Genomic DNA, 19,887 nt, shown 5'->3' on the forward strand with positions numbered 1-19,887 from the left:
CCAGTCGATTTCTACCGCAACCCCAATATCGCGCGTGGTTATTCCATCGATTTCTCCGACATGTCGCAGTACGAGCCGCTCGATCTCTACAAACCGGTCTATGGCGCCAATCCTGTGCGCCAGTTGCAGCTCTACACCTCGAACAATACAGTGACGCAGTACACAGGCATCTACCTGCAGGATCACGTCCGACTGCCACAGCACTTTACCGTCACCGCTGGTGGCCGCATCGATTTCGCCAAGAACGAAAGCAAGGGTACGCCGAACCAGAACTCAACAGGTCTTACGCCGCGCATCGGTGTCACCTGGCAGGCCATTCCATCCACGACGCTCTATGCCAGCTTCAGCAAGTCGTTTATGCCACAGTCGGGCATGGTCTATAACGGCTCGACCACCGGGACCTTTGCGGCGCCCGAGCGCGGCCAACAGTGGGAAGGCGGTATGAAGAGCGCTGCATGGGGAGGCCGGCTGATGACGACTCTGGCAGTCTTCCAACTCAATCGTGGAAACGTATTGACCAGCGATCCTGCGCATCCCAATTTTTACCTCGTCACCGGAAAACAGCGCAGCCGCGGAGTCGAGTTGGAGGCGACGCTACATCCGCTGGCAGGTTGGAATCTGACGACCGCCTACTCTTACATCGACGCCGAAGTGACACACGATACGACCCTTCCCGTGGGAACCCCAACCATCAATGCGCCAAAGAATCTGTTCAACATCTGGTCGACGTATGAAATTCCACGCGGATTTGCGAGAGGTCTTGGCTTCGGAGTTGGCGGACGCCGTTATAGCGACCAGTCAGGCGACTTGGCGAATAGCTTCCAGCTTCCCGGATATGGAGTCGCCGATGCGTCAGTTACCTATCGCCGAGGCCCTTCCCAGTGGCAGGTCAATATGAACAACCTGGGCAACACACGCTATTGGGCCGGATCGTATAGCAATGTGTACGTGAAGCCCGGTGAGCCGCGTACGATTCGAGCCACAGTTTCATGGAACTTCTGATTCGGATTTTCGGATAGTTAGAAGAAAGCCCGGCATCGCGCCGGGCTTTTTGTTGAACGGAATAAAACAGCTACTCGGTCCAGCGCTTGAAGATCAGCGAGCCATTCGTTCCTCCGAACCCGAAGGAGTTCGAAAGCGCGTGGTCGATCTTCGCCGGTTGAGGCTTGTTGGGAACGTAGTTCAAACGGCACTCGGGATCGGCCTCGACGAGATTCATCGTCGGAGGAGCAATCTGGTTCTGCATCGCCATAATGGTGATGCCCGCCTCAAGACCACCCGCACCGCCGAGGAGATGGCCGGTCATCGACTTGGTGGAACTGACCAGCAGAGTTCCGTTCTTGGCACGATCGCCAAAGACGTTCTCGATGGCCTTCGATTCGAGAGCATCGCCCAGCGGAGTCGAAGTCGCGTGCGCATTGACGTAGTCGATCTTGTCCGGCGAGAGTCCGGCGGACTTCAGCGCATGATTCATCGAGCGATAGCAGCCTTCGCCCTCGGGAGCCATACCAGTCATGTGGTAGGCATCTGCCGAGAGACCGTAGCCAATCACCTCAGCAAGGATCTTCGCGCCGCGAGCCTTGGCAAACTCCAGTTCTTCCAGAATGAGGATGCCCGCGCCTTCGCCTACGACAAAACCGTCGCGATCCTTGTCGAAGGGTCGGCAGGCGTGCGTGGGATCGTCATTCCGGGTCGAGAGAGCCTTCATCGCGGCGAATCCGCCTACGCCCATGGGAGTGATAGCGGCCTCAGCGCCTCCGGCGATCATCACATCGGCATCGCCACGCTGAATAATGCGGAAGGCATCGCCAATAGAATGCGCACTGGTGGTGCAAGCAGTCGCAGTGGCCTCGTTTGGTCCCTTGGCTTTGAAGCGGATGGAGACATGACCCGCTGCCAGATTGACGATAGAACCCGGAATAAAGAACGGCGAGATCTTGCGGGGGCCGCCAGCAAGCATGGCGCTGTGCTCACGCTCGATGACATCGAAGCCTCCAATGCCGGAGCCGATATGGACTCCGACGCGATCGGCAATCTCGTCTGTGACCTGCAGGCCCGAATGCTTCATCGCCTCTTCCGACGCAGCCAAGGCAAAATGGATGAAGCGGCCCATCTTCCGGGCTTCTTTCTTGTCCACAAACTTCAGTGCGTCGAAATTCTTGACCTCGGCGGCAAAGCGCACGGGATGGCCGGTGAGATCGAATGCGGTGATCTCCGCCATACCGCTCTTGCCGGCCATCAGGCCGTCCCAAACCTCAGACGCAGTGTTGCCGACCCCGCAGATTAATCCGAGGCCGGTTACGACAACGCGACGCTCAAGCATGATTACTTCGCCTTCTGGTTCTTCTCGATGTACTCAATCGCGTCTTTGACGGTCTTGATCTTCTCGGCATCCTCATCGGGAATCTGGATGTCGAAGGCTTCTTCGAACTGCATGACGAGCTCGACTACGTCGAGCGAGTCGGCACCAAGGTCCTCCTGGAAGCTAGCTCCCGGGGTCACTTCGGCCTCATCCACCTGAAGCTGCTCGACAATAATCTGTTTTACCTTTTCATCAACTGCTGCCATGTCGTTCTCCTGTTTATGTTTCCTAGGGTCAAAACCGTTACGATACGCAAGTTTTCATGATCTCACGCAGACCAATCTCAAGCATACTGAGGGCCCAGCAGAGTGTAAAGCAAACCGGGGCTGCGGAAAATCAAAAGATCGAAAGATTTTTTCAATCGTCCTCGCTGGAAGCCGCAAGAAATGTTGTAATTCCGGCAGCCTGGTCGAAGTCAATCGGGATCGCGCCGGGGAGTGTCTTGTCAGTCTCTCCAACCTCGCGCAACGTCCGGTTAATGGCACGGGTCCGCACGCCCAGCTTCTGAATGGTGTTTTGCACAGTCCCAACCTGGGACTCCATCTTGGTCATTAGCGTCTCAAACGTGCCGAACTCCTTCTTGGTGCCTTCCAGCACCTTCCAAACCTCATCGCCTTTCTCCTGAATGGCAAGCATGTGGAAACCCATCTGGAAACTGGTCAGGATGGCCGATAACGTGCTCGGCCCCGCGATCGTGACCCGGCACTTCGATTGCACCTCGGCCTGTAAAGCGTCACGCCGCATCACTTCCGCATAAAGGCCTTCGGTGGGCAAGAACATGATGGCGTGCGGAGTGGTCTTTGGAGGATTGATGTACTTGGAACAGATGCGGTCACCTTCGGTGCGTATTGCCTGCTCGAAGGCTTTTCCAGCAGCGACGATTTGTTCAGCGTTGCCACTCTCATAAGCGACTTCCAAACGCTCCCAGTCTTCCCGGGGAAACTTGGCGTCGATCGGCAGTAATGTCTCACCCGAGTGCCCAGGAAAGCGCACGGCAAATTCGACAACTTCAAGCGAGCCTTCTTTGACACGCGCGTTGCGAATGAACTGGCTCGGCGCAAGCATCTGTTCCAGCAGCATGCCCAGCTGTACCTCAGCAAATCCGCCACGCGACTTCACATTGGTGAAGATACGGCTCAGATCCTGAACACCATCGGAGAGCTTCGTCATCTCGCCCAGGCCGCTGTGGACCTTGTTGAGCTGATCGGTCACCTGCCCAAAGCTCTCGGTCAACCGCGTCTGCAACGTATCGTTCAGCTTCTCGTCGACCGTCTGGCGCATCTTCTCCAGCTCTTTGGAGTTGTCCTCGTTCAGCTTGTTCAAACGGTTTTCGACAGCGGCACGCAACTGCTCCTGCAAGGCAGTATTACTCTGCATCAGATCGTTCAACTTCTTATTCAGCGTTTCGCGTAGTTCGGTGTGCTGCCTGCCCGTTTCAGAGGTAAACGACGTAACACGCTGCGAGATCGCATCCATTTGCTCCAGCACAGCCTTGCGAAGCATGTCGTCTGAGCTCTTATTGTCGGCGCGGAATCCGTTCAGTCCCGTCTGCAGAATCTGACCCAGCTCGGCGATATTTCGTGTGACTTCGCCACGCAGTGATCCAAAGTCAGCCGCGCTGGCCTCACGTGTCCGCTGCGCCTCGGTGGCAATATCGCTGCGCATCTGCGCCATCGATTCACGAATACCGCGGTCGAGCGCCTCGCTGCGTGCGTCCAGTCGCGTGATCTGGTCAGGAAGCTGTGCCAGGCGCTGATCCTGTGTCGGGGCCTGCGGTTTGCGGAGCAGCAGGACCACCACAGCAAGAAGAGTCACGACCTGACAGACAAGCAGAAAGATTAACATTTCGCATTTCCTTCGCCACAGAATAGCACTGGCCTGGGCCTTTTTAGCGGAGCAAAACAGAAGGAGAAAAAGATTCGCAGAATCAACGCAAGCCTTCGAGAAGGCGATCGGCTACAGATGTTGCCTCGATAGCAGCCTGTACATCATGAACCCGCACGATATGCGCTCCCGCAAGAACAGCTGCAACGTTCGCTGCAGTCGTTGTATTGAGTCGCGAGTCTTCCTTTTGAGTTGCAAGCATACGCACAAGGAAGCTCTTGCGGGAAGCCCCGACAAGAATAGGCAATCCAAGCTGATGCATCTCTTCAAGATGAGCGAGGATCGGAAAGTTTTCATCGAGTCGCTTGCCGAAGCCGATTCCAGGGTCAATAACAATGCGGTCGCGCTCTATACCGGTGGCCTCTGCTGCGGCGATTCGGTCACTGAGATTCTTGAGGATCATCGGCATCACCTCATCCTGTGAAAGAGGTGGAAGCGTGCGCCACTCTGAGGGTTTGCCGCGAGCGTGCATCAGAATACTGCCGCAGCGCAGACGGGCACAGGTGTGTGCCATCTCCTGATCCCAGAGATGACCGCTGACATCGTTGACGATCTCTGCTCCTGCTTCGATGGCGCGCTGCGCAGTGCCGGCATGGAAAGTATCGATAGAAAGAATCGCCTGTGGCCGTTCGCGCAGGATGGCTTCGATCACCGGCATCACCCGCGTTTGCTCTTCTTCGGCAGAGAGCGGCGTCGCGCCCGGGCGTGTGGACTCACCGCCGATATCGATGATGTCTGCTCCCTGATCGAGCATGGAGAGTGCGTGTTCGAGCGCCCGTTGCGGAGCCTCCTCCGGCGTGTAAAAGTGCCCGCCATCCGAGAAGGAATCGGGCGTCACGTTGAGAATGCCCATCACCAGCGTGCGACGTCCCAGCTCCAGAGAGCGGGTTTGCAGCTTCCATCGGGCATGAGGACGGGCGACAAAGGGCATAGAAAGATTTTAGTTGTCCCGGACCATCACACGCGCCATGCACTATCCTGAGCGCATGGCTTTCCCAGCCCAAACCCATGCCGTTACCGGCTTTCGGCCCCTCGGGTCCCGTTGGCTCGATGCGCAGGCATGGACCTTGCGCCGACTCTACGCTCTGCACCGTACACGCTCCGCTCAGCACCTTGAGACCGGAGCCCTCGGAGAACGCGAAGCACTCTTCTATCTCCGGCGCGTGGGATACATCATCGTTGCTCGCCGCTGGCGGACAGCCAAGCTACGCGGCGATCTCGACCTCATCGGCTGGCATGGCGAGACGCTTTGCTTCATCGAGATCAAGACCCGCAGCCAGCGCGATACCTTCGCCGCCGAGCTTGCCGTCGACGACGATAAGCAGCGTACCTTGCGGCGTCTTGCACGAGCCTATCTGCATCGCCTTCCCGTTGCGGCTCGCGAGGCTGCTACCCGGTTCGATGTCGTCTCGTTGTACCTTGCTGGCCCGCAATCTCAACCAGAATTCGTCCTCAACCAGGGAGCCTTCGAATGGGAGTGACCTATACCCAGGGAACCGATCCCGAGCTTCTCAATCCCGTGGAGCTCAGTCAGCACCTCTCCGCAACTCTTCGTAACTCCGTCGCATGGCTTGCCACTCTTTCCAATGCCGACGCAAGCGTGTCCGAGCGTGAAGGAAAATGGTGCGCAAAAGAAATCCTCGGCCACCTCACCGACTCCGCCGTTAACAATCTTGGCCGCATCGTGCGCATGCAGATTGCCTTCGAAGAGATGCCCGGATACGCGCAGGATTCATGGGTTCAGCTTCAGGACTACCGTGAGCGGGAATGGGCCGAGGTACTCGCGCTCTGGTTTGCTCTCAACGAACACCTCGTCTGGACGATCGGCCACATCAATCCACACAACCTCTCGAACCCTGGCGTCGTTGCCGGAACCCCACTGACCCTCGGCTTCCTCATTGAGGACTACATCGCCCATATGGAACACCATCTCACCGCTCTCAAAGCCTGGATCCACCCAGGAGAGAACTGAAAAATAGAGCTACTTGAAAAAATTTCTTGCACTTCCTTTTCTATTCATGCAATAACTACGTTATGCGTAGTACGCGTGGCGTAGTATCCAGACAATCCGAAGAACTTGGCCAGTACTCCGACCCTCCTCTGCTGGTTCTGGCAAGCCTCGCCAATGGACCAAAGCATGGCCACGCCATGATCGAGGACATCGTGTATCTCTGCGGCACCCGTCTTGGGCCGGGAACACTCTACGGAGCCATTACACGCCTTGAGCAGCAGAAACTTATCGAGCCTCTGCCTGCTGAGGACCGCCGCCAGCCCTATCGCATCACCGCGCAGGGTCTCCGCACCCTGCGAGCAAAACTCACCACTCTGCATCAGTTCTCAAAGATCGGGCTCAAACGTTTGGAGGCTTTATGAAGCCAATGCTCGCGGCTCTGCTTCTTCGTCTCTATCCGCGCATCTGGAGGGATCGCTATGGCACCGAGTTTAGGGCCGTGCTTGAGTCCTCTCCTTCCGGCCCGCGCGCCATTGCCGACATCCTCTTCAACGCTCTCTCTGAGCGCATCTTTCCTATCTTCGGAGGAACCATGGGACAGCAGACCTATCCCTTCAGCACCCTCGTCAGAAAGCCTACCGCCTTCCTTCCCATCCTCATGTCGCTCACCGCTCTGTCGGTCGTCGTCGTTACGCTCTCCGTCTTTGGTGTTGCGAATCAACCGAAGGATGAAGGAATCGCAGCTCACATCTGGCAGCTGCTTATGGCTGGACAACTTCCTCTGCTGGCATTTTTTGCGATCAAGTGGCTCCGTCGCGCGCGACGCCAGGCTCTTTATGTTCTCGCTTTACAGACAGGGGCTATCGTCGCTTCACTAACCCCTGTTTTTCTTTTTCATCTCTAATCGGGGCTTCCACAAAAAAAGAAGACCCAGCATCAATCGCTGGGTCCTTTCTTCTGTACATTCTTTTGAACTACATCCCGGTATAGGTGATGCGCCAGATCGCGTTATACGCATCATCGCTCACCAGCAACGAGCCGTCCGTTGCAGCCGTCACCGCAACCGGCCTTCCCCATACATCACCTGAAGGAAGAACGAAGCCGGTCATGAAGTCCTCGTACTCGCCCTTGGCGCGGCCGTTCGGCGTCATCGGCACACGAATCAGCTCATAGCCCACGCGAGCCGCGCGGTTCCACGAGCCGTGCTCCGCGGCGAAGAGGTCGCCCTTATACTCCGCTGGAAATTGCTTGCCCTCATAGAAAAGAATGCCGAGCGAAGCGTTATGCGGATTCAGCAGCACGTCGGGCACGATGACCTTGTCCTTCAGTTCCGGATGCTTGCCCGCATGACGAGGGTCCTGGTTTGCCCCCATATACCACCACGGCCAGCCGTAGAAGCCACCGGGCTGGACATGCGTAATATAGTCCGGCACCAGGTTGTCACCCAGCGCATCGCGCTCGTTCACCGAGCACCACAGTTCGCCCGTCTTCGGATGAATCGCTTCGCCAACACAGTTGCGAATGCCGTAGGCATAAACCTTCTGGCCGCTACCGTCCGGGTTGAACTCCAGAACATCGGCGCGGTTCTTCTCTGCCGGAGTCGTATCGGGATCATCGACGTTCGAACCCGAACCGACCGAAACCAGCATCTTCTTGCCGTCTAGCGTGAAACGAATATCGCGCGTCCAATGTCCCTTGCCGTTGGCTGGTAGATCAACGACGTGCTCCGGCTTGCCCGTGGCAACCAGATCGCCATCCTTATAGGCGAAGCGAACCACGGCATCGGTATCGCCGATATAGAGCCACTTCGGATTCGGTCCTGCCGGGTAAAAAGCGATACCGAACGGTCGGCTCAGCCCGGTCGCGTAGACGCTGGCCTTTTCTGCTTTGCCATCCGCGGTCATGCCACGCAAAATCGTAATCTGCCCCTTCATGCTTTCCGCAACCACGATGTCGCCGTTCGGCGCCGTGCGGATCATGCGAGGACCATCAACATCTTTCGAGTACAACTCGACCTTAAAGCCCTGCGGAACCTGCGGCCATACCCCCTCAGGCTTCGCGACGATCGTCGGGCCGTTACCGGCCGATTTCGTCGCATAGGGCTCCGGTAGATCGGCAACCGTGATCTTGCGCGTCAGGCCAGGCTTCTCGAACCGGAAGTCCGTAAACGGGGCCTTCGGTGGGGGAGCATCGAACTTCGCCTCCGATGCCTCGTTCTTCGCCGCAGGTGCCGCTGCGGCACCCGCACCCGAACCGCCGCCCAGTGACTTCAGATAGGTGACAACCTGCCAGCGTTGATCGTCTGTCAGAGTCGTTGCCCACGAAGGCATCCCGTTCGCCAGATCTCCCTTGGTGATGTACCAGAAGAGTTCACCCGGCTTTGCCGTCTGCGCCGGTCCGCTGGCAAGTGCAGGGATGTTGGCGACACCCTTGGCCGTAATGCCATGACAGCCCGCGCAACGCATCTCATAGAGTTTCGAGCCAGCCTCGGCGTCCGCCTTGGTCGTATGGGGATTCTCTTTCGATGCGGCGTCAGCCGGAGCATTATGAAAGCTCTGGGCCGACAATGAGCCAACCGCCGCAAAGACAGCGATGGCCAGGGTTGAGACAGATTTCCTCGGTTTCAAAGCGTCCCTCTCTTGTTGTTGAATGCCGTTTGCGAAGCGGAATGAATGTTTGACGTACGTCCAAACAGTGGCGTCAGGGAAAAACACTGAAAATTTCCACTTGCAACTTTAGCAGGTACAGGTTGCTGCTGGTATCGGGCAGCAAGTCCTGCATATTTTTTGGCGGATGCTGAATATAAGACAGATGACCCACTCAACGCAGCATCTTGCCCCAATCGCCAGATGCTGCGATACTTAATCGTGCACACCACGCACAAATTTCCAATTCAATTCATGAGGTCGCGGAAATGTCTGCAAAGTACATCTTCGTAACGGGCGGTGTTGTGTCTTCGTTAGGAAAAGGGCTCGCAGCGGCCTCGATTGGCTGCCTGCTTGAGGCCCGCGGACTCCGCGTCAACCTGATGAAGTTCGATCCTTATCTCAACGTCGATCCCGGCACGATGTCGCCGTTCCAGCACGGCGAGGTTTTCGTCACCGACGACGGCGCCGAAACCGACCTCGACCTCGGCCATTACGAGCGTTTCACCCACGCCAAGCTCTCCCGCGACAACAACCTGACCACCGGCCGCATCTACGAGCAGATCATTACCAAGGAGCGCCGCGGCGACTATCTCGGTAAGACCGTCCAAGTCATCCCCCACGTTACCAATGAGATCAAGAACGCCATGCGCAAGGTTGCGCAGGACACCGACGTCGCTATCGTCGAGATCGGCGGCACCGTGGGCGATATCGAATCGCTCCCCTTCCTCGAGGCCATCCGCCAGATGCGCCAGGACCTGGGTCGCGAGAACACCTGCTTCGTCCACGTCACCCTGATTCCCTGGATTGCCGCCGCACAGGAGCTGAAGACCAAGCCTACCCAACACTCCGTCAAGGAGATGCTCTCCATCGGAATCCAGCCCGACATCCTGCTTTGCCGCACCGAACGCGCCGTTCCGCGCGAGATGCGCCAGAAGATCGCCCTCTTCTGCAACGTGGAAGAGGCCGCTGTCATCGCCGCCCGTGATGTGCCCAGCATCTACGAGGTTCCCCTGAACTTCGCGCAGGAAGGAGTTGATGAGCTCGCCCTCAAGTACCTCCACATCGATGCGCGCAAGCCCGATCTCTCCCAGTGGCAAGACATCGTTCACCGCGCCTACAACCCCAAAGACGAAGTCTCCATCGGCATCGTCGGTAAGTACGTCGAGTACGAAGACTCCTACAAATCTCTTAAGGAAGCCCTGGTCCATGGCGCACTTGCCCACAACCTGAAGCTTCGCGTCACTTGGATCGAAGCTGAGGGACTGGAGACACAGGACGCCGAGGGCCGCCCCACGCAGGAGTATCGCCAGCAGTTGGAAGGATTCGACGGCATCCTCGTTCCTGGTGGCTTCGGCAAGCGCGGTATCGAGGGCATGCTCAACGCCATCCGTTTCGCCCGAGAGACCAACACTCCCTACTTTGGTATCTGTCTTGGCATGCAGACCGCCTGCATCGAGTATGCCCGCAACGTGGCTGGCCTCAAGGAGGCCAACTCCGGCGAATTCGACCCCGCCACTCCGCATCGCATCATCTATAAACTCCGCGAGCTGACCGGTGTGGAAGAGATGGGCGGAACCATGCGTCTCGGCGCGTGGCCTTGCGTGCTCGAGCCCGGCTCACTTGCTGCCAAGGCCTACGGCACCACCGACATCTCAGAACGCCATCGTCACCGCTACGAGTTCAATCGCGAGTACGAGGCTGTGCTGACAGGGGCAGGTCTGCGTCTTACCGGAACCACTCCCGACGCCACCTACGTCGAGATCGTCGAGATCCCCGGCCACCCCTTCTTCCTCGGCTGCCAGTTCCATCCCGAGTTCAAATCGAAGCCGCTCGAGCCACACCCGCTCTTCCGCGACTTCGTCGCCGCCAGCTACCGCAACCGCGAGCGCCGTGTTACGGAGCCCGCCGAGATTGCCAGCAGTCGCGTTAGCTAGTAGAACAAACGGGGCCCATGCACATCGACCTTGAGCAGACCTCTGCACCCAACAATCTACATAGCACCATCTGCATTATCGGCGCGGGGATTGCCGGTCTGGTGCTGGCGAAGCGTCTGGCGCACCAAGGGATTGATGTCTGCCTGCTGGAAGCTGGTGGACTCAAACCAGAGGAGCGCAGTCAGGCGCTCTACCGCGCTCACATCGCTCCGGGCGCCCAGGAGCATCACGGTGTCAACACCGGTCGCTTCCGCACCTTCGGCGGAACCTCTACCCGTTGGGGAGGGCAACTGCTGCCCTTCACTCCGGACATCTTCTCGCCCGGCCCTGGCCTACCCAATCTGGCGTGGCCCATTCCAGAGCGGGAGCTGACACCCTACTACGACGAGATTCAGCAGCTTCTCGGCGTCGATAGCCTGCCTTATACCTCTGAACTCTCCCAGGCGCTAGGCGCACCTCCGCTTCCCCCATCCGAAAACATCCGCGTGCGCTTCTCTAAATGGATCCCTTTCCAGCGCCGCAATCTTGGCCAGACCCTTGGCGTCGAAGCGCTCTCGCACCCCAAAATCACCGTCATCACCCATGCCAACACTGCCTCGCTCGAGGTCGATCCGACCGCGCCTTCGCGCATTGTTCGGGCCCGGGTACTCACTTACTCAGGACGCGAGCTGAGCTTTACCGCCGATCGCTTCATCGTCGCCTGTGGCACCATCGAGAGCAGCCGCCTTCTGCTGTGCTCTCCCTCTGTCCCAAATCCCTACGATCTGATTGGCCGGTACTTCCACGATCACGTCGTCTGCCATGCCGCCCAATTCCGTTCTCCAACCCGGGAGCGCGTCGCCCGTTTCATTGGCCCCTTCTTCGTCGACGGAACCATGCACACCTGCAAGCTCGAGGCCTCCGACCAGCTTCGCGAGCGCGAGAGACTGCTCTCCGTGATGTCCCACGTTGCTGTGGTCGAACCCGAGGACTCAGGCCCTGCCGCCATCCGCAACCTGATGTGGTCGCTGCAGCAGGGGCGCCTACGCGAAGCGCTCACACGCAATCTTGTCCCCATGATGCGTGGACTGGGCGAGGTCGCGCACCTGGCCTGGTCTCTGAAGTTCCGACGGCGACGTCCCATCAGCAAACGCGCCATACTTTATCTCAATATCGATGTCGAGCAGAACCCCGACCCCAACAACCGCATCACTCTGCACCCCACCGAACGCGACGCCCTCGGGCTCCCGATCACCGTTGTCGACTGGAGAATTGGAGAAGCCGAAAAACGGACGGTACTCGCCTACGCCAGGATCATCCGCGAGTACCTTACCGCGAATGGGCTGGACCCAGTAGACTGGGCCCCCGAATGGGCCGAAGGAAACACCCCTCCGCTGGTAGACACCATCCACGCAATGGGCGGCCTGCGAATGGGCGACGATCCTGCCACAAGTGTCGTCGACCGCAATCTGCGCCTGCATCAGCTGGAGAATCTTTATGTGGCCAGCTGCGCTGTCTTTCCTGCCGGCTCAAGCTCCAACCCAACCTTCACCATGGTTGCGCTTGCCATGCGACTGGCCGACCGGATCGCAAGCGAACTGCGCACGCAATAATCCGGTTCTGGAATCCTTATCCGACCTTTTCGGCCAGTGCCTGCATCCGGTTCCGCAACAGGGCAAGCTCCGCAGGAGTAAAGCGACATTCTGTAACTGCACGCACGTTGCTCTGAATGTGCCTTAGCTGCATCATTGCTGGAACCACAGCGCCCACACCGGTGCCATTGAGGATGCAATTAAGCAACACCTCTGGCAGTACCTGCGGGTCCGCCGGATCCAGCTTCTCTCGAAGCTCCTGCGGAAATCCCGGCGACGCATTGAGCGAGGCAATTAATGCCTTGCCTCCCGCAGCCCCCGTAGGACCGCCGTAGGGATGATTTCCCACCAGTAGAAGATCGTTATTTGCAGTGGTCGTCTTCACCATCTCCATATTTGAAGCATTCAAAGCAAACTGCGCGGTCGTCAGCATGGCCGGACGCTGTTCGAAGTAACGAAGAATCACCTCACTGTCACCCGAAATACCCGCCATTCGTACCTTTCCCTGATCCACCAGCTGCTGCATCGCCTCCAGGAGATCATCCTGTTCCAGCACTGAGATCGGCGCGGCATGCAACAGGAGCATGTCGACATAATCGGTCCTGAGCTCACGAAGGCTGGTCTCAAAGCTCGAATGCAGTGTCTGGACCGAAAACTGCCCCCCGACAAACTGCGTTCCCGCTTGCTTGCGGACCGCCCCGCGTAGCCCTGGAAATGCCTTCACAAGGCCACGCGCCAACGGCTTGAGTCTTTGCTTCCATCCTCCCTGCAATGACGGAAGAATTCCAAACTTGGTGCAGACCACCACCCGGTCACGACGTCCCGCGAGAAACTCCCCCAGGATGCCCTCTGCCTGGCCGTACCCATAGGATCGGGCCGTATCGAAGAAGTTGATTCCCGCGTCAAAAGCCGAACCCAGAGCCGAGAGGGAATCCTTCCGTGAAACCCTTCCCCCCATCGCGGAGCAGCCAAACCCCAGCACAGTCAACGGAAGCATCCCGGTAGCCTTGCTCTCCAGCGTCGGTATCCTATTCATCTCGTTATTCTAATAACCCGTTTTCAGAAAAAGTTCCGAAGCAAATTCTTGGGGCGCTGCGCGTTTCCCGTTTGCAAACGTCGTGTATCGCCCTGAATTCGTCACAAAGTGCGCTCTTTTTCGGCGCAACTCTTTGCACATTAAATGTGCATCAATCCACAGAAGAAACCTCTTTTCCTCTTCAAGAGTGACTTTCTCCTCTTCAAAGCCCTTCTTCTGCGCTCTGTCCGGGCTTCTCCTGCAATCCTCTGCATCCCTGCAGGAAATATTTTTCCCGTTGACGATCTGTAACTCATAGAAATACTTAGGGATATATCTCATTGTTTAGATCGAAAAGGAGAGTCCCTTGTTTCGTATGCGCAATTTTTTTTCTGCATTGGTTCTGATTTTTGGTTTGGCTGTGGCTCCGGTTGCCGCTCATGCGTCGCCTGTCACCTATAACCTCGCGCTCACCAACGTCATCGGAAACCTCTCCGGTGGAACCGGCTCCTTCACCATCGACGATTCACCCAGCGGGTTCTTCGACACCTTCTATCAGAACGGAACCCCCGGCAACGTTCTCGCTGACCTGACCTTCAGCATCGGCGGCAATACCTTTACTCTTGCCGATTCGATCGGGACCGCTTCCGTCAACTTTCTTCTCGGTAACGTTGCCAGCATCAACTATGCAGGCTTTCTCAACGGAAACCTGACCATCTCGCTGGCCTCCGGCTTCATGGGCTACACCTACACCGATTTCTTCGGGCAGGAGACCTCGACCGGTATCATCACCGCTTCGCAGGCAACTCCGGAGCCCTCGACGCTGCTTCTCTTCGGCACCGGAGCTCTCGGGTTCGCTGCCTTCGGTCTCCGCAAAATCGCCGCTTGAAAGAAGAATGTCCTCTCTTTAAAGGGGAGCCCAAATGCTCCCCCTTCATTTTTTACTGATATATCCCTCCTAGAACACCTTTCGCAGCCACTCACCCCAGTGAGATACCATCCCAATCAGGGATGACAACGCAATACAGAACCGCTCGAAGCTCTTGGGGAAGTCTTTTTGCCTTTCTGCTGGCTCTGTTGTTGGGAGCAGCCGCCCTGGCGCTCTTCTTGCGCAACGCGACCAACGGAACCATGGGACACCTTGCCGACCGAGTCCTCGGCCGTGAGACCGCCTACGACACCTCAGTTCCCGCAATCGTGCATCGTATCCAACGCCTCAGCCGGCTTGAGACCGTCGTCTATTCTCTCGACACCATCGTCGAAGGATCGAAATCCAGCGCCGTCCTTCCTGACCTTCTCGCTGGAGACCGCATCTTGCTAGTGGTCCATGGCCAGGCAATCGCTGGCATCGACCTGTCGCAGCTCAAGTCAGAAGACATTCGTATCACGAATGGGAATGGCACACGGACGATTCACGTCACTCTGCCCGCCTCACAGCTCTTCTCCACCACGCTCGACAACCAACATACCCGCGTCTACGCGCGCACCACCGGAATCCTCGTGCCGGTTGATCAGAACCTCGAAAGCGAGACCCGCGCCAAAGCCGAGCTCCAGTTGCAGCAAACTGCGCTCTCCGATGGCATCCTCGATACAGCACGAAAAAATGCGCGATCCACCGTAACGATGTTGCTCTACAGCTTGGGCTTCCAGAAAGTGGACGTCAACTAGACCATTTCGGATCCCGTCAAACGGGAATCTCCTGTGGCTCCTGCCAACGAGCTTCAACCTGCGCTATCATCCTTGCATGAAGTCCGCTTGCACCGAGGATTCCGCAGCCTCTGCCTTGAAGAACCTCCCATTTCCAGAAAACGAGGAGGAATCCGCTCTCTTTAAAACCATCGGCTGGGTTTCTGCCGGTCTTGGAGCGGTTGCTCTTGGTCTGTTTATTGGCCGTGAACTGCGTCAGCGATACAAATTCAATCGCCGCACCCCCTATGACTTCTACTCCCACTCCGGCGACGAAGAAGATGTCGACTTCGGACTTGGGACATAAGCCCTTTAGAACCAGCACGATCCTAAAACAATCTTCCCTGATTCCCAAAATGGGAATCCCCTGGTCGCACTCTTCCTCTTCAAGCGACAGGATATTTCGCGCAACTCTCTCGCCTTGATAAAGTAATAAGACACCCTGGGCTCACAAAATTCCCCCTTCAGATGGGATACACGGTATAGGAAATCTCCGTCTGACCCTTGGTGCTGCGCAGGTGACTCCCGTTGAGCAGGCAGCCTGAACGCAACTCCACACTCTGGTTTCCGGAGTTCCGACGGCTCGGCTGGCTCTTTCTGCGCCTGGCGGTCATGCTCTTCTGCGTTTCGCCTGGAACCACGACCACTTTTGCTCAACAATTCAATTTTTTTCATTACGGTCAGGAACAGGGGCTCAGAAACCTCGATGTTCTCGATCTGATCGAAGATAACTCCGGACTGCTGTGGATCGCCACGGAGAATGGCCTCTATCGTTACGATGGAGCCCAGTTCCATCGCTTTGGACCGGAAGAAGGACTGATGGAATCTCTGATTCTGGGACTCCATAAGGACGTCTCAGGCCGCATCTGGGCCGCTAGCGACGATCACATCTACTTCTTCGACGGCAAGCGCTTCACCGCAGCTCCTGCTGAAGGGCCCCCACTTCGGCTTCTGCCTGGAGAACCGATCCGCTCCATCGATCCCGACCATATTCTCTTTCTTGAGAGCGGCAGCCTGATGCTTCTCTCGCGGTCCGAAGATAAGACTGGTCGCCCATCATGGAAGCTGCAACCGTTCTTTACTGCTGCCGAGATCAGCGCCAAAACTGCGCTTGCGCATCTCCATAGTCTTCTCATCTCTGCCGATGGATTGAATCTCTGGCTGGGATGTGGACAGGCCCTTTGCCGCATCCGGAACCCGCTCGGGGGAGATTCCCGCCAGATCGAAGTATTTGCGAACACCCAGAACATTCCTTCCGACGACTGGGTCTCTCTCTTTGAAGACCGCAATGAAACGCTCTGGGCTCGCAGCAGTCAGCACATTCGTATTCTTGCTCGAAGCGACTCTACCTTTCGTACCCGCGACCTTCCCTCTGTCAATGGCGCGAACGCCTACCAGGACTTCGGCATCCTCACCATGGCCGAGGATCAGCAGGGCCGCGTGTTGACCCAGGCCAACCGTGGACTGGCTCGCTGGGAAGGCTCTTCCTGGAAGATCTTCGACTCCCACAATGGCATCGACTTCAAAGACGTCAGCGCCATCCTGGCAAATCGCAGCGGAATCCCCTGGTTCGGTACGCGCGGTCATGGAATCGTCCGCTGGCAAGGTTACGGAGAAGTCGAGAACTGGACGATCGCACAGGGACTACACGACGATGTCGTTCATTCCATCTTTCGTGACTCTCAACATCGTCTTTGGATTGCAGACCAATTTCAGGTCGAGCAGATGAACGATCTGGCCGGCAGGTTTGATGTTCCCCGCCTCTTCGAGGAGAAGCCGCTCCTGCATGGCATTAACTTCGCAGAATCTCCCGACCACTCGCTTTGGTTCTTTACAAAAGATGGGGAGGTCTATCGGACCGACCCTGCCCTCGAACGCATCGTTTTTTCGGAAAAGCTTCCCCCGCTGGCCAGCACCTTTACCGACTCTTCGCATCGCATCTGGGTTCTCTCACAAAAAGGCCTTTACGTCATCCGTAGACCGGATACTCCTTCGATCGATAAGATCGCCGATCCGCTGATGGCATCCAGCGCATGGGCTGATGCAGCAGAGAGCCCCGATCACTCCCTCTGGTTTCTCGGCGCACAATCTCTTTACCGTTTCACTCCATCGGACCGGCGCTTCTCGCGGATTCCACTCGATATCGCCTCCTCCTTCCAGATGCGCAACATTGCCGCCGCACCGGATGGCACTCTCTGGATCGGCGGGACGGCGGGATTGCTGCATCTGCAGATCGATGGAGATCATGTGACGGTTCTCGATTCCATCTCGAAGCCGCGCATTGCCTCATCCGACGTTCAATTCGTGCGGCTCGACACCCGGGGATGGCTCTGGGTCGGCAGCAGCGCGGGAGTGAATGTCTTCGATGGTTCACGGTGGCGCCTGCTCACCCGACAGGATGGCCTGGTCTCCACCGACACCAACCAGAGTGCCTTCCTCGCAGAAAGCGATGGCTCCGTTTGGATTGGAGCCAATGGCGGGGCAATTCATCTTCTACATCCGGAGCATCTCCTCTCTCCATCGCTCCTCGATGTCCGCTTTACCTCCGCGACCCTGGGAGACATCGCCCTCTCGCAGTACGAGACTCCCGAGCTTCCCTGGAAGAATGCCTCATTCAACGTCCATTTCACCTCGTTGAACTTTGCTCGAGACGGCAGCATCCGGTTTCGTTATCGTCTGGTCGGCAGAGAGAGCCGCTGGAGAGAGACGAAGGACCACCGCCTGCACTATTCAGGGATCGCACCCGGAAACTACCGCTTCGAACTTCAGGCCATCGATCTCGATCGGCAGAAGCAGTCCTCCGTAATCTCGCTGACGTTTATCGTGCAGCCTCCCTGGTGGCAAACTCCTGCCGTTTACATCATGCTGTTCGTCTTTATCCTTCTGGCCCTTGTTCTGGTCTGGCAATGGCGCGAGAGGCACCATCTCCAGCGTCAGCATCTGTTGGGGCAGATGGTGGCGCAACGCACCCAGGAGCTCGAAACCGAAAAGGCCGAGCTGATGGCAGCACGAGAGATTCTCAGCCAGCAGGCGACACGCGATGCTCTTACCGGCATCTGGAACCGTTCCGCCATCATCGACATCCTCGTCCGGGAGATGGACCGCGCGCGCCGCACCAGCGCGCCGCTTGCCGTAGTGCTGGCTGACATCGATCACTTCAAACAGGTCAACGATACGATGGGCCATCTCGCAGGAGACTCCATCCTGCGAGATGCCGCTCGACGCATGTTCCATAACATCCGCCCTTATGACTTCATCGGGCGTTATGGAGGCGAAGAGTTCCTCCTCGTACTGCCGGGACTGCCCTATCGCGATCCCAACGAACGGCTCAACCAGATCCTGCAGTCCATCTCGCACGAGCCATTTCTCTTCGAGGGACGCACCGTTCCCGTCACCTCAAGTTTTGGAGTCGCATGGTTAGCGGCCGAAATCTCCGATGTTGAAGACTTTATTCGTCGCGCCGACGAGGCACTCTATCGCGCCAAATCTTCCGGACGTAATCGCGTCACCTTCCACGAAGAGTCGCCACCCAATAACAAACCTGTAAGCTAACCGGAAACTGGCTCGGAACCGACATCCAATCGTCGGTTCACCAAACAAGAACGTGTCATCCTGAGCGAAGTGACCCAAGGGAACGAAGTCGAAGGATCTGTGGGAAGGATCTGTGATTGGTTAGCCTTCAATTCAACTACTCCCTCGCTCCTTGCCCTAGCCTATTGCACAGTCCTTCGCTCCCGTTCATTTACGATAGTCAGCGATGACAAAACCAGTTTTTCTCTTTCCAGGCCAGGGTTCCCAAACGGTCGGCATGGGCCGCGATCTCTACGACAATTTCCCTTCTGCACGCGCAGTTTTTGAAGAAGCCGACGACGCGCTCGGCTTCCCGCTCTCGAAGCTGATCTTTGAGGGGCCCGAAGACCAGCTCAAACTCACCGAACACACCCAGCCTGCGATCCTCACCGTCTCCGTCGCCGCCGCACGCGTTCTCGCCGAGCGCGGCCTCACCGCTACTCTCGCTGCTGGACACTCGCTAGGCGAGTACTCCGCGCACGTTGCCGCAGGCACCTTCAGCTTCAGCGATGCCGTCCGCACCGTCCGCGCACGAGGACGCTACATGCAGCAGGCCGTCCCCGCAGGCGAAGGAGCCATGGCCGCCATCCTCGGGCTCTCCGCACCGCTCATCCGCGAGATCTGCTCGCAGGTATCGGATCAACTCACCCCGCTCCCCAGAACCCCTGAGGCTCAGGACTTCAACCCCAACAGCGCGGTCGTCTCTCCTGCGAATCTCAATTCGCCTGACCAGACTGTTATCTCCGGCGCCGTTGGCGCTGTCGAACGCGCCGCAGCTCTATGCAAAGAGGCGGGAGCCAAGCGCACCGTCATGCTTCCTGTCAGCGCTCCCTTCCACTGCGCGTTGATGCAACCCGCGCAGGATGCACTCGCAAAAGATCTCGCAGCCCTTACCCTCAATGATCCTGCATTGCCGGTGGCGGCCAATGTGGACGCACGACTCGTCACCACCGCCGATGATGCACGGGACTGCCTCGTGCGTCAGGTCACCGGCTCCGTCCGTTGGGTCGAATGCATCCAGCTTCTCGCCGCACAAGGAACGACACACTTCATCGAAGTCGGCCCAGGCAAAGTCCTCACTGGACTCAACCGCCAGATCCTCGGCAAAGACTCGCCAATTCCTTCGCTCAACGTTGAAGACTCAGCATCACTGGAAAAAACATTGCAAAGCCTGAGCTAACTGAGACTGACATAAATAAAGAAGTGTCATCCTGAGCGAAGTGACCAGGGGGAACGAAGTCGAAGGATCCGCGTCTGTCGCCCCAC

18 protein-coding genes are annotated in these 19,887 nt (G+C 57.5%); 12 read left to right on the top strand and 6 right to left on the bottom strand.

Annotated elements, in window-relative coordinates; translation table 11 throughout:
* Window positions 1-357 precede the first annotated feature (357 nt).
* A complete protein-coding gene (locus H7846_RS00010) occupies window positions 358-1,002 on the top strand; it encodes a TonB-dependent siderophore receptor (protein ID WP_186696484.1) in 645 nt (214 codons plus the stop codon).
* Between the two features lie 70 nt (window positions 1,003-1,072).
* Here the strand turns inward: H7846_RS00010 and fabF are convergent, their stop codons facing one another.
* The 4 genes from fabF to folP form a co-directional block, all read right to left on the bottom strand.
* Window positions 1,073-2,323, bottom strand: a complete 1,251-nt coding sequence (fabF, locus tag H7846_RS00015) for a beta-ketoacyl-ACP synthase II (protein WP_186694168.1) — start codon at window positions 2,321-2,323, stop codon at window positions 1,073-1,075.
* A 2-nt stretch (window positions 2,324-2,325) separates the two neighbouring features.
* Window positions 2,326-2,568 (bottom strand): acyl carrier protein, encoded by a 243-nt coding sequence (locus tag H7846_RS00020; protein WP_162402935.1) that lies wholly within the window; start codon window positions 2,566-2,568, stop codon window positions 2,326-2,328.
* A 151-nt stretch (window positions 2,569-2,719) separates the two neighbouring features.
* The gene (rmuC, locus tag H7846_RS00025; protein ID WP_186694170.1) at window positions 2,720-4,207 is read right to left on the bottom strand and encodes a DNA recombination protein RmuC; all 1,488 of its coding nucleotides are present in this window, start codon (window positions 4,205-4,207) and stop codon (window positions 2,720-2,722) included.
* An 82-nt stretch (window positions 4,208-4,289) separates the two neighbouring features.
* A complete protein-coding gene (gene folP / locus H7846_RS00030) occupies window positions 4,290-5,177 on the bottom strand; it encodes a dihydropteroate synthase (protein ID WP_255460738.1) in 888 nt (295 codons plus the stop codon).
* Between the two features lie 13 nt (window positions 5,178-5,190).
* Between folP and H7846_RS00035 the strand changes: the two genes are divergently transcribed.
* The 4 genes from H7846_RS00035 to H7846_RS17915 all read left to right on the top strand — a co-directional run bounded on the left by H7846_RS00035 (window position 5,191) and on the right by H7846_RS17915 (window position 7,101).
* Entirely contained in the window at window positions 5,191-5,727 is a 537-nt protein-coding gene (locus H7846_RS00035) for a YraN family protein (protein WP_255460739.1), read from the top strand.
* Window positions 5,718-6,218, top strand: a complete 501-nt coding sequence (locus H7846_RS00040) for a DinB family protein (protein WP_186694172.1) — start codon at window positions 5,718-5,720, stop codon at window positions 6,216-6,218. The genes H7846_RS00035 and H7846_RS00040 overlap by 10 nt, the downstream gene beginning before the upstream one ends.
* A gap of 62 nt (window positions 6,219-6,280) precedes the next feature.
* Window positions 6,281-6,619 (top strand): PadR family transcriptional regulator, encoded by a 339-nt coding sequence (locus tag H7846_RS00045; protein ID WP_186694174.1) that lies wholly within the window; start codon window positions 6,281-6,283, stop codon window positions 6,617-6,619.
* On the top strand, window positions 6,616-7,101 hold the full coding sequence (locus H7846_RS17915) for a hypothetical protein (RefSeq protein ID WP_255460740.1): 486 nt from the start codon (window positions 6,616-6,618) through the stop codon (window positions 7,099-7,101). Before H7846_RS00045 ends, H7846_RS17915 begins: the two co-directional genes overlap by 4 nt.
* A 70-nt stretch (window positions 7,102-7,171) precedes the next feature.
* On the opposite strand, the gene H7846_RS00055 is transcribed toward H7846_RS17915, so the two are convergent.
* Entirely contained in the window at window positions 7,172-8,824 is a 1,653-nt protein-coding gene (locus tag H7846_RS00055) for a PQQ-dependent sugar dehydrogenase (RefSeq protein WP_186694176.1), read from the bottom strand.
* Window positions 8,825-9,111: 287 nt separating this feature from the next.
* Between H7846_RS00055 and H7846_RS00060 the strand changes: the two genes are divergently transcribed.
* Window positions 9,112-10,779, top strand: coding sequence for a CTP synthase (locus tag H7846_RS00060; RefSeq protein WP_186694178.1), 1,668 nt, complete (start codon window positions 9,112-9,114; stop codon window positions 10,777-10,779).
* Between the two features lie 17 nt (window positions 10,780-10,796).
* Window positions 10,797-12,371 (top strand): GMC oxidoreductase, encoded by a 1,575-nt coding sequence (locus tag H7846_RS00065; RefSeq protein ID WP_186694180.1) that lies wholly within the window; start codon window positions 10,797-10,799, stop codon window positions 12,369-12,371.
* Window positions 12,372-12,387: 16 nt separating this feature from the next.
* On the opposite strand, the gene H7846_RS00070 is transcribed toward H7846_RS00065, so the two are convergent.
* Window positions 12,388-13,386, bottom strand: a complete 999-nt coding sequence (locus H7846_RS00070) for an aldo/keto reductase (RefSeq protein WP_186694182.1) — start codon at window positions 13,384-13,386, stop codon at window positions 12,388-12,390.
* A gap of 355 nt (window positions 13,387-13,741) precedes the next feature.
* Here H7846_RS00070 and H7846_RS00075 point away from each other — a divergent pair, with 355 nt between their 5' ends.
* The 5 genes from H7846_RS00075 (at window position 13,742) to fabD (ending at window position 19,801) form a co-directional block, all read left to right on the top strand.
* Window positions 13,742-14,254, top strand: coding sequence for a PEP-CTERM sorting domain-containing protein (locus H7846_RS00075; protein ID WP_186694184.1), 513 nt, complete (start codon window positions 13,742-13,744; stop codon window positions 14,252-14,254).
* 122 nt (window positions 14,255-14,376) lie between these two features.
* On the top strand, window positions 14,377-15,033 hold the full coding sequence (locus H7846_RS00080; RefSeq protein WP_186694186.1) for a DUF4230 domain-containing protein: 657 nt from the start codon (window positions 14,377-14,379) through the stop codon (window positions 15,031-15,033).
* Between the two features lie 76 nt (window positions 15,034-15,109).
* A complete protein-coding gene (locus H7846_RS00085; protein ID WP_255460741.1) occupies window positions 15,110-15,358 on the top strand; it encodes a hypothetical protein in 249 nt (82 codons plus the stop codon).
* A 221-nt stretch (window positions 15,359-15,579) separates the two neighbouring features.
* Complete coding sequence (locus H7846_RS00090; RefSeq protein WP_186694194.1) at window positions 15,580-18,603, top strand: ligand-binding sensor domain-containing diguanylate cyclase; 3,024 nt, start codon at window positions 15,580-15,582, stop codon at window positions 18,601-18,603.
* Between the two features lie 205 nt (window positions 18,604-18,808).
* On the top strand, window positions 18,809-19,801 hold the full coding sequence (gene fabD, locus H7846_RS00095) for an ACP S-malonyltransferase (RefSeq protein ID WP_186694196.1): 993 nt from the start codon (window positions 18,809-18,811) through the stop codon (window positions 19,799-19,801).
* Window positions 19,802-19,887: the final 86 nt, after the last annotated feature.

Source organism: Edaphobacter sp. 4G125 (assembly GCF_014274685.1).
GTDB lineage: Bacteria > Acidobacteriota > Terriglobia > Terriglobales > Acidobacteriaceae > Edaphobacter.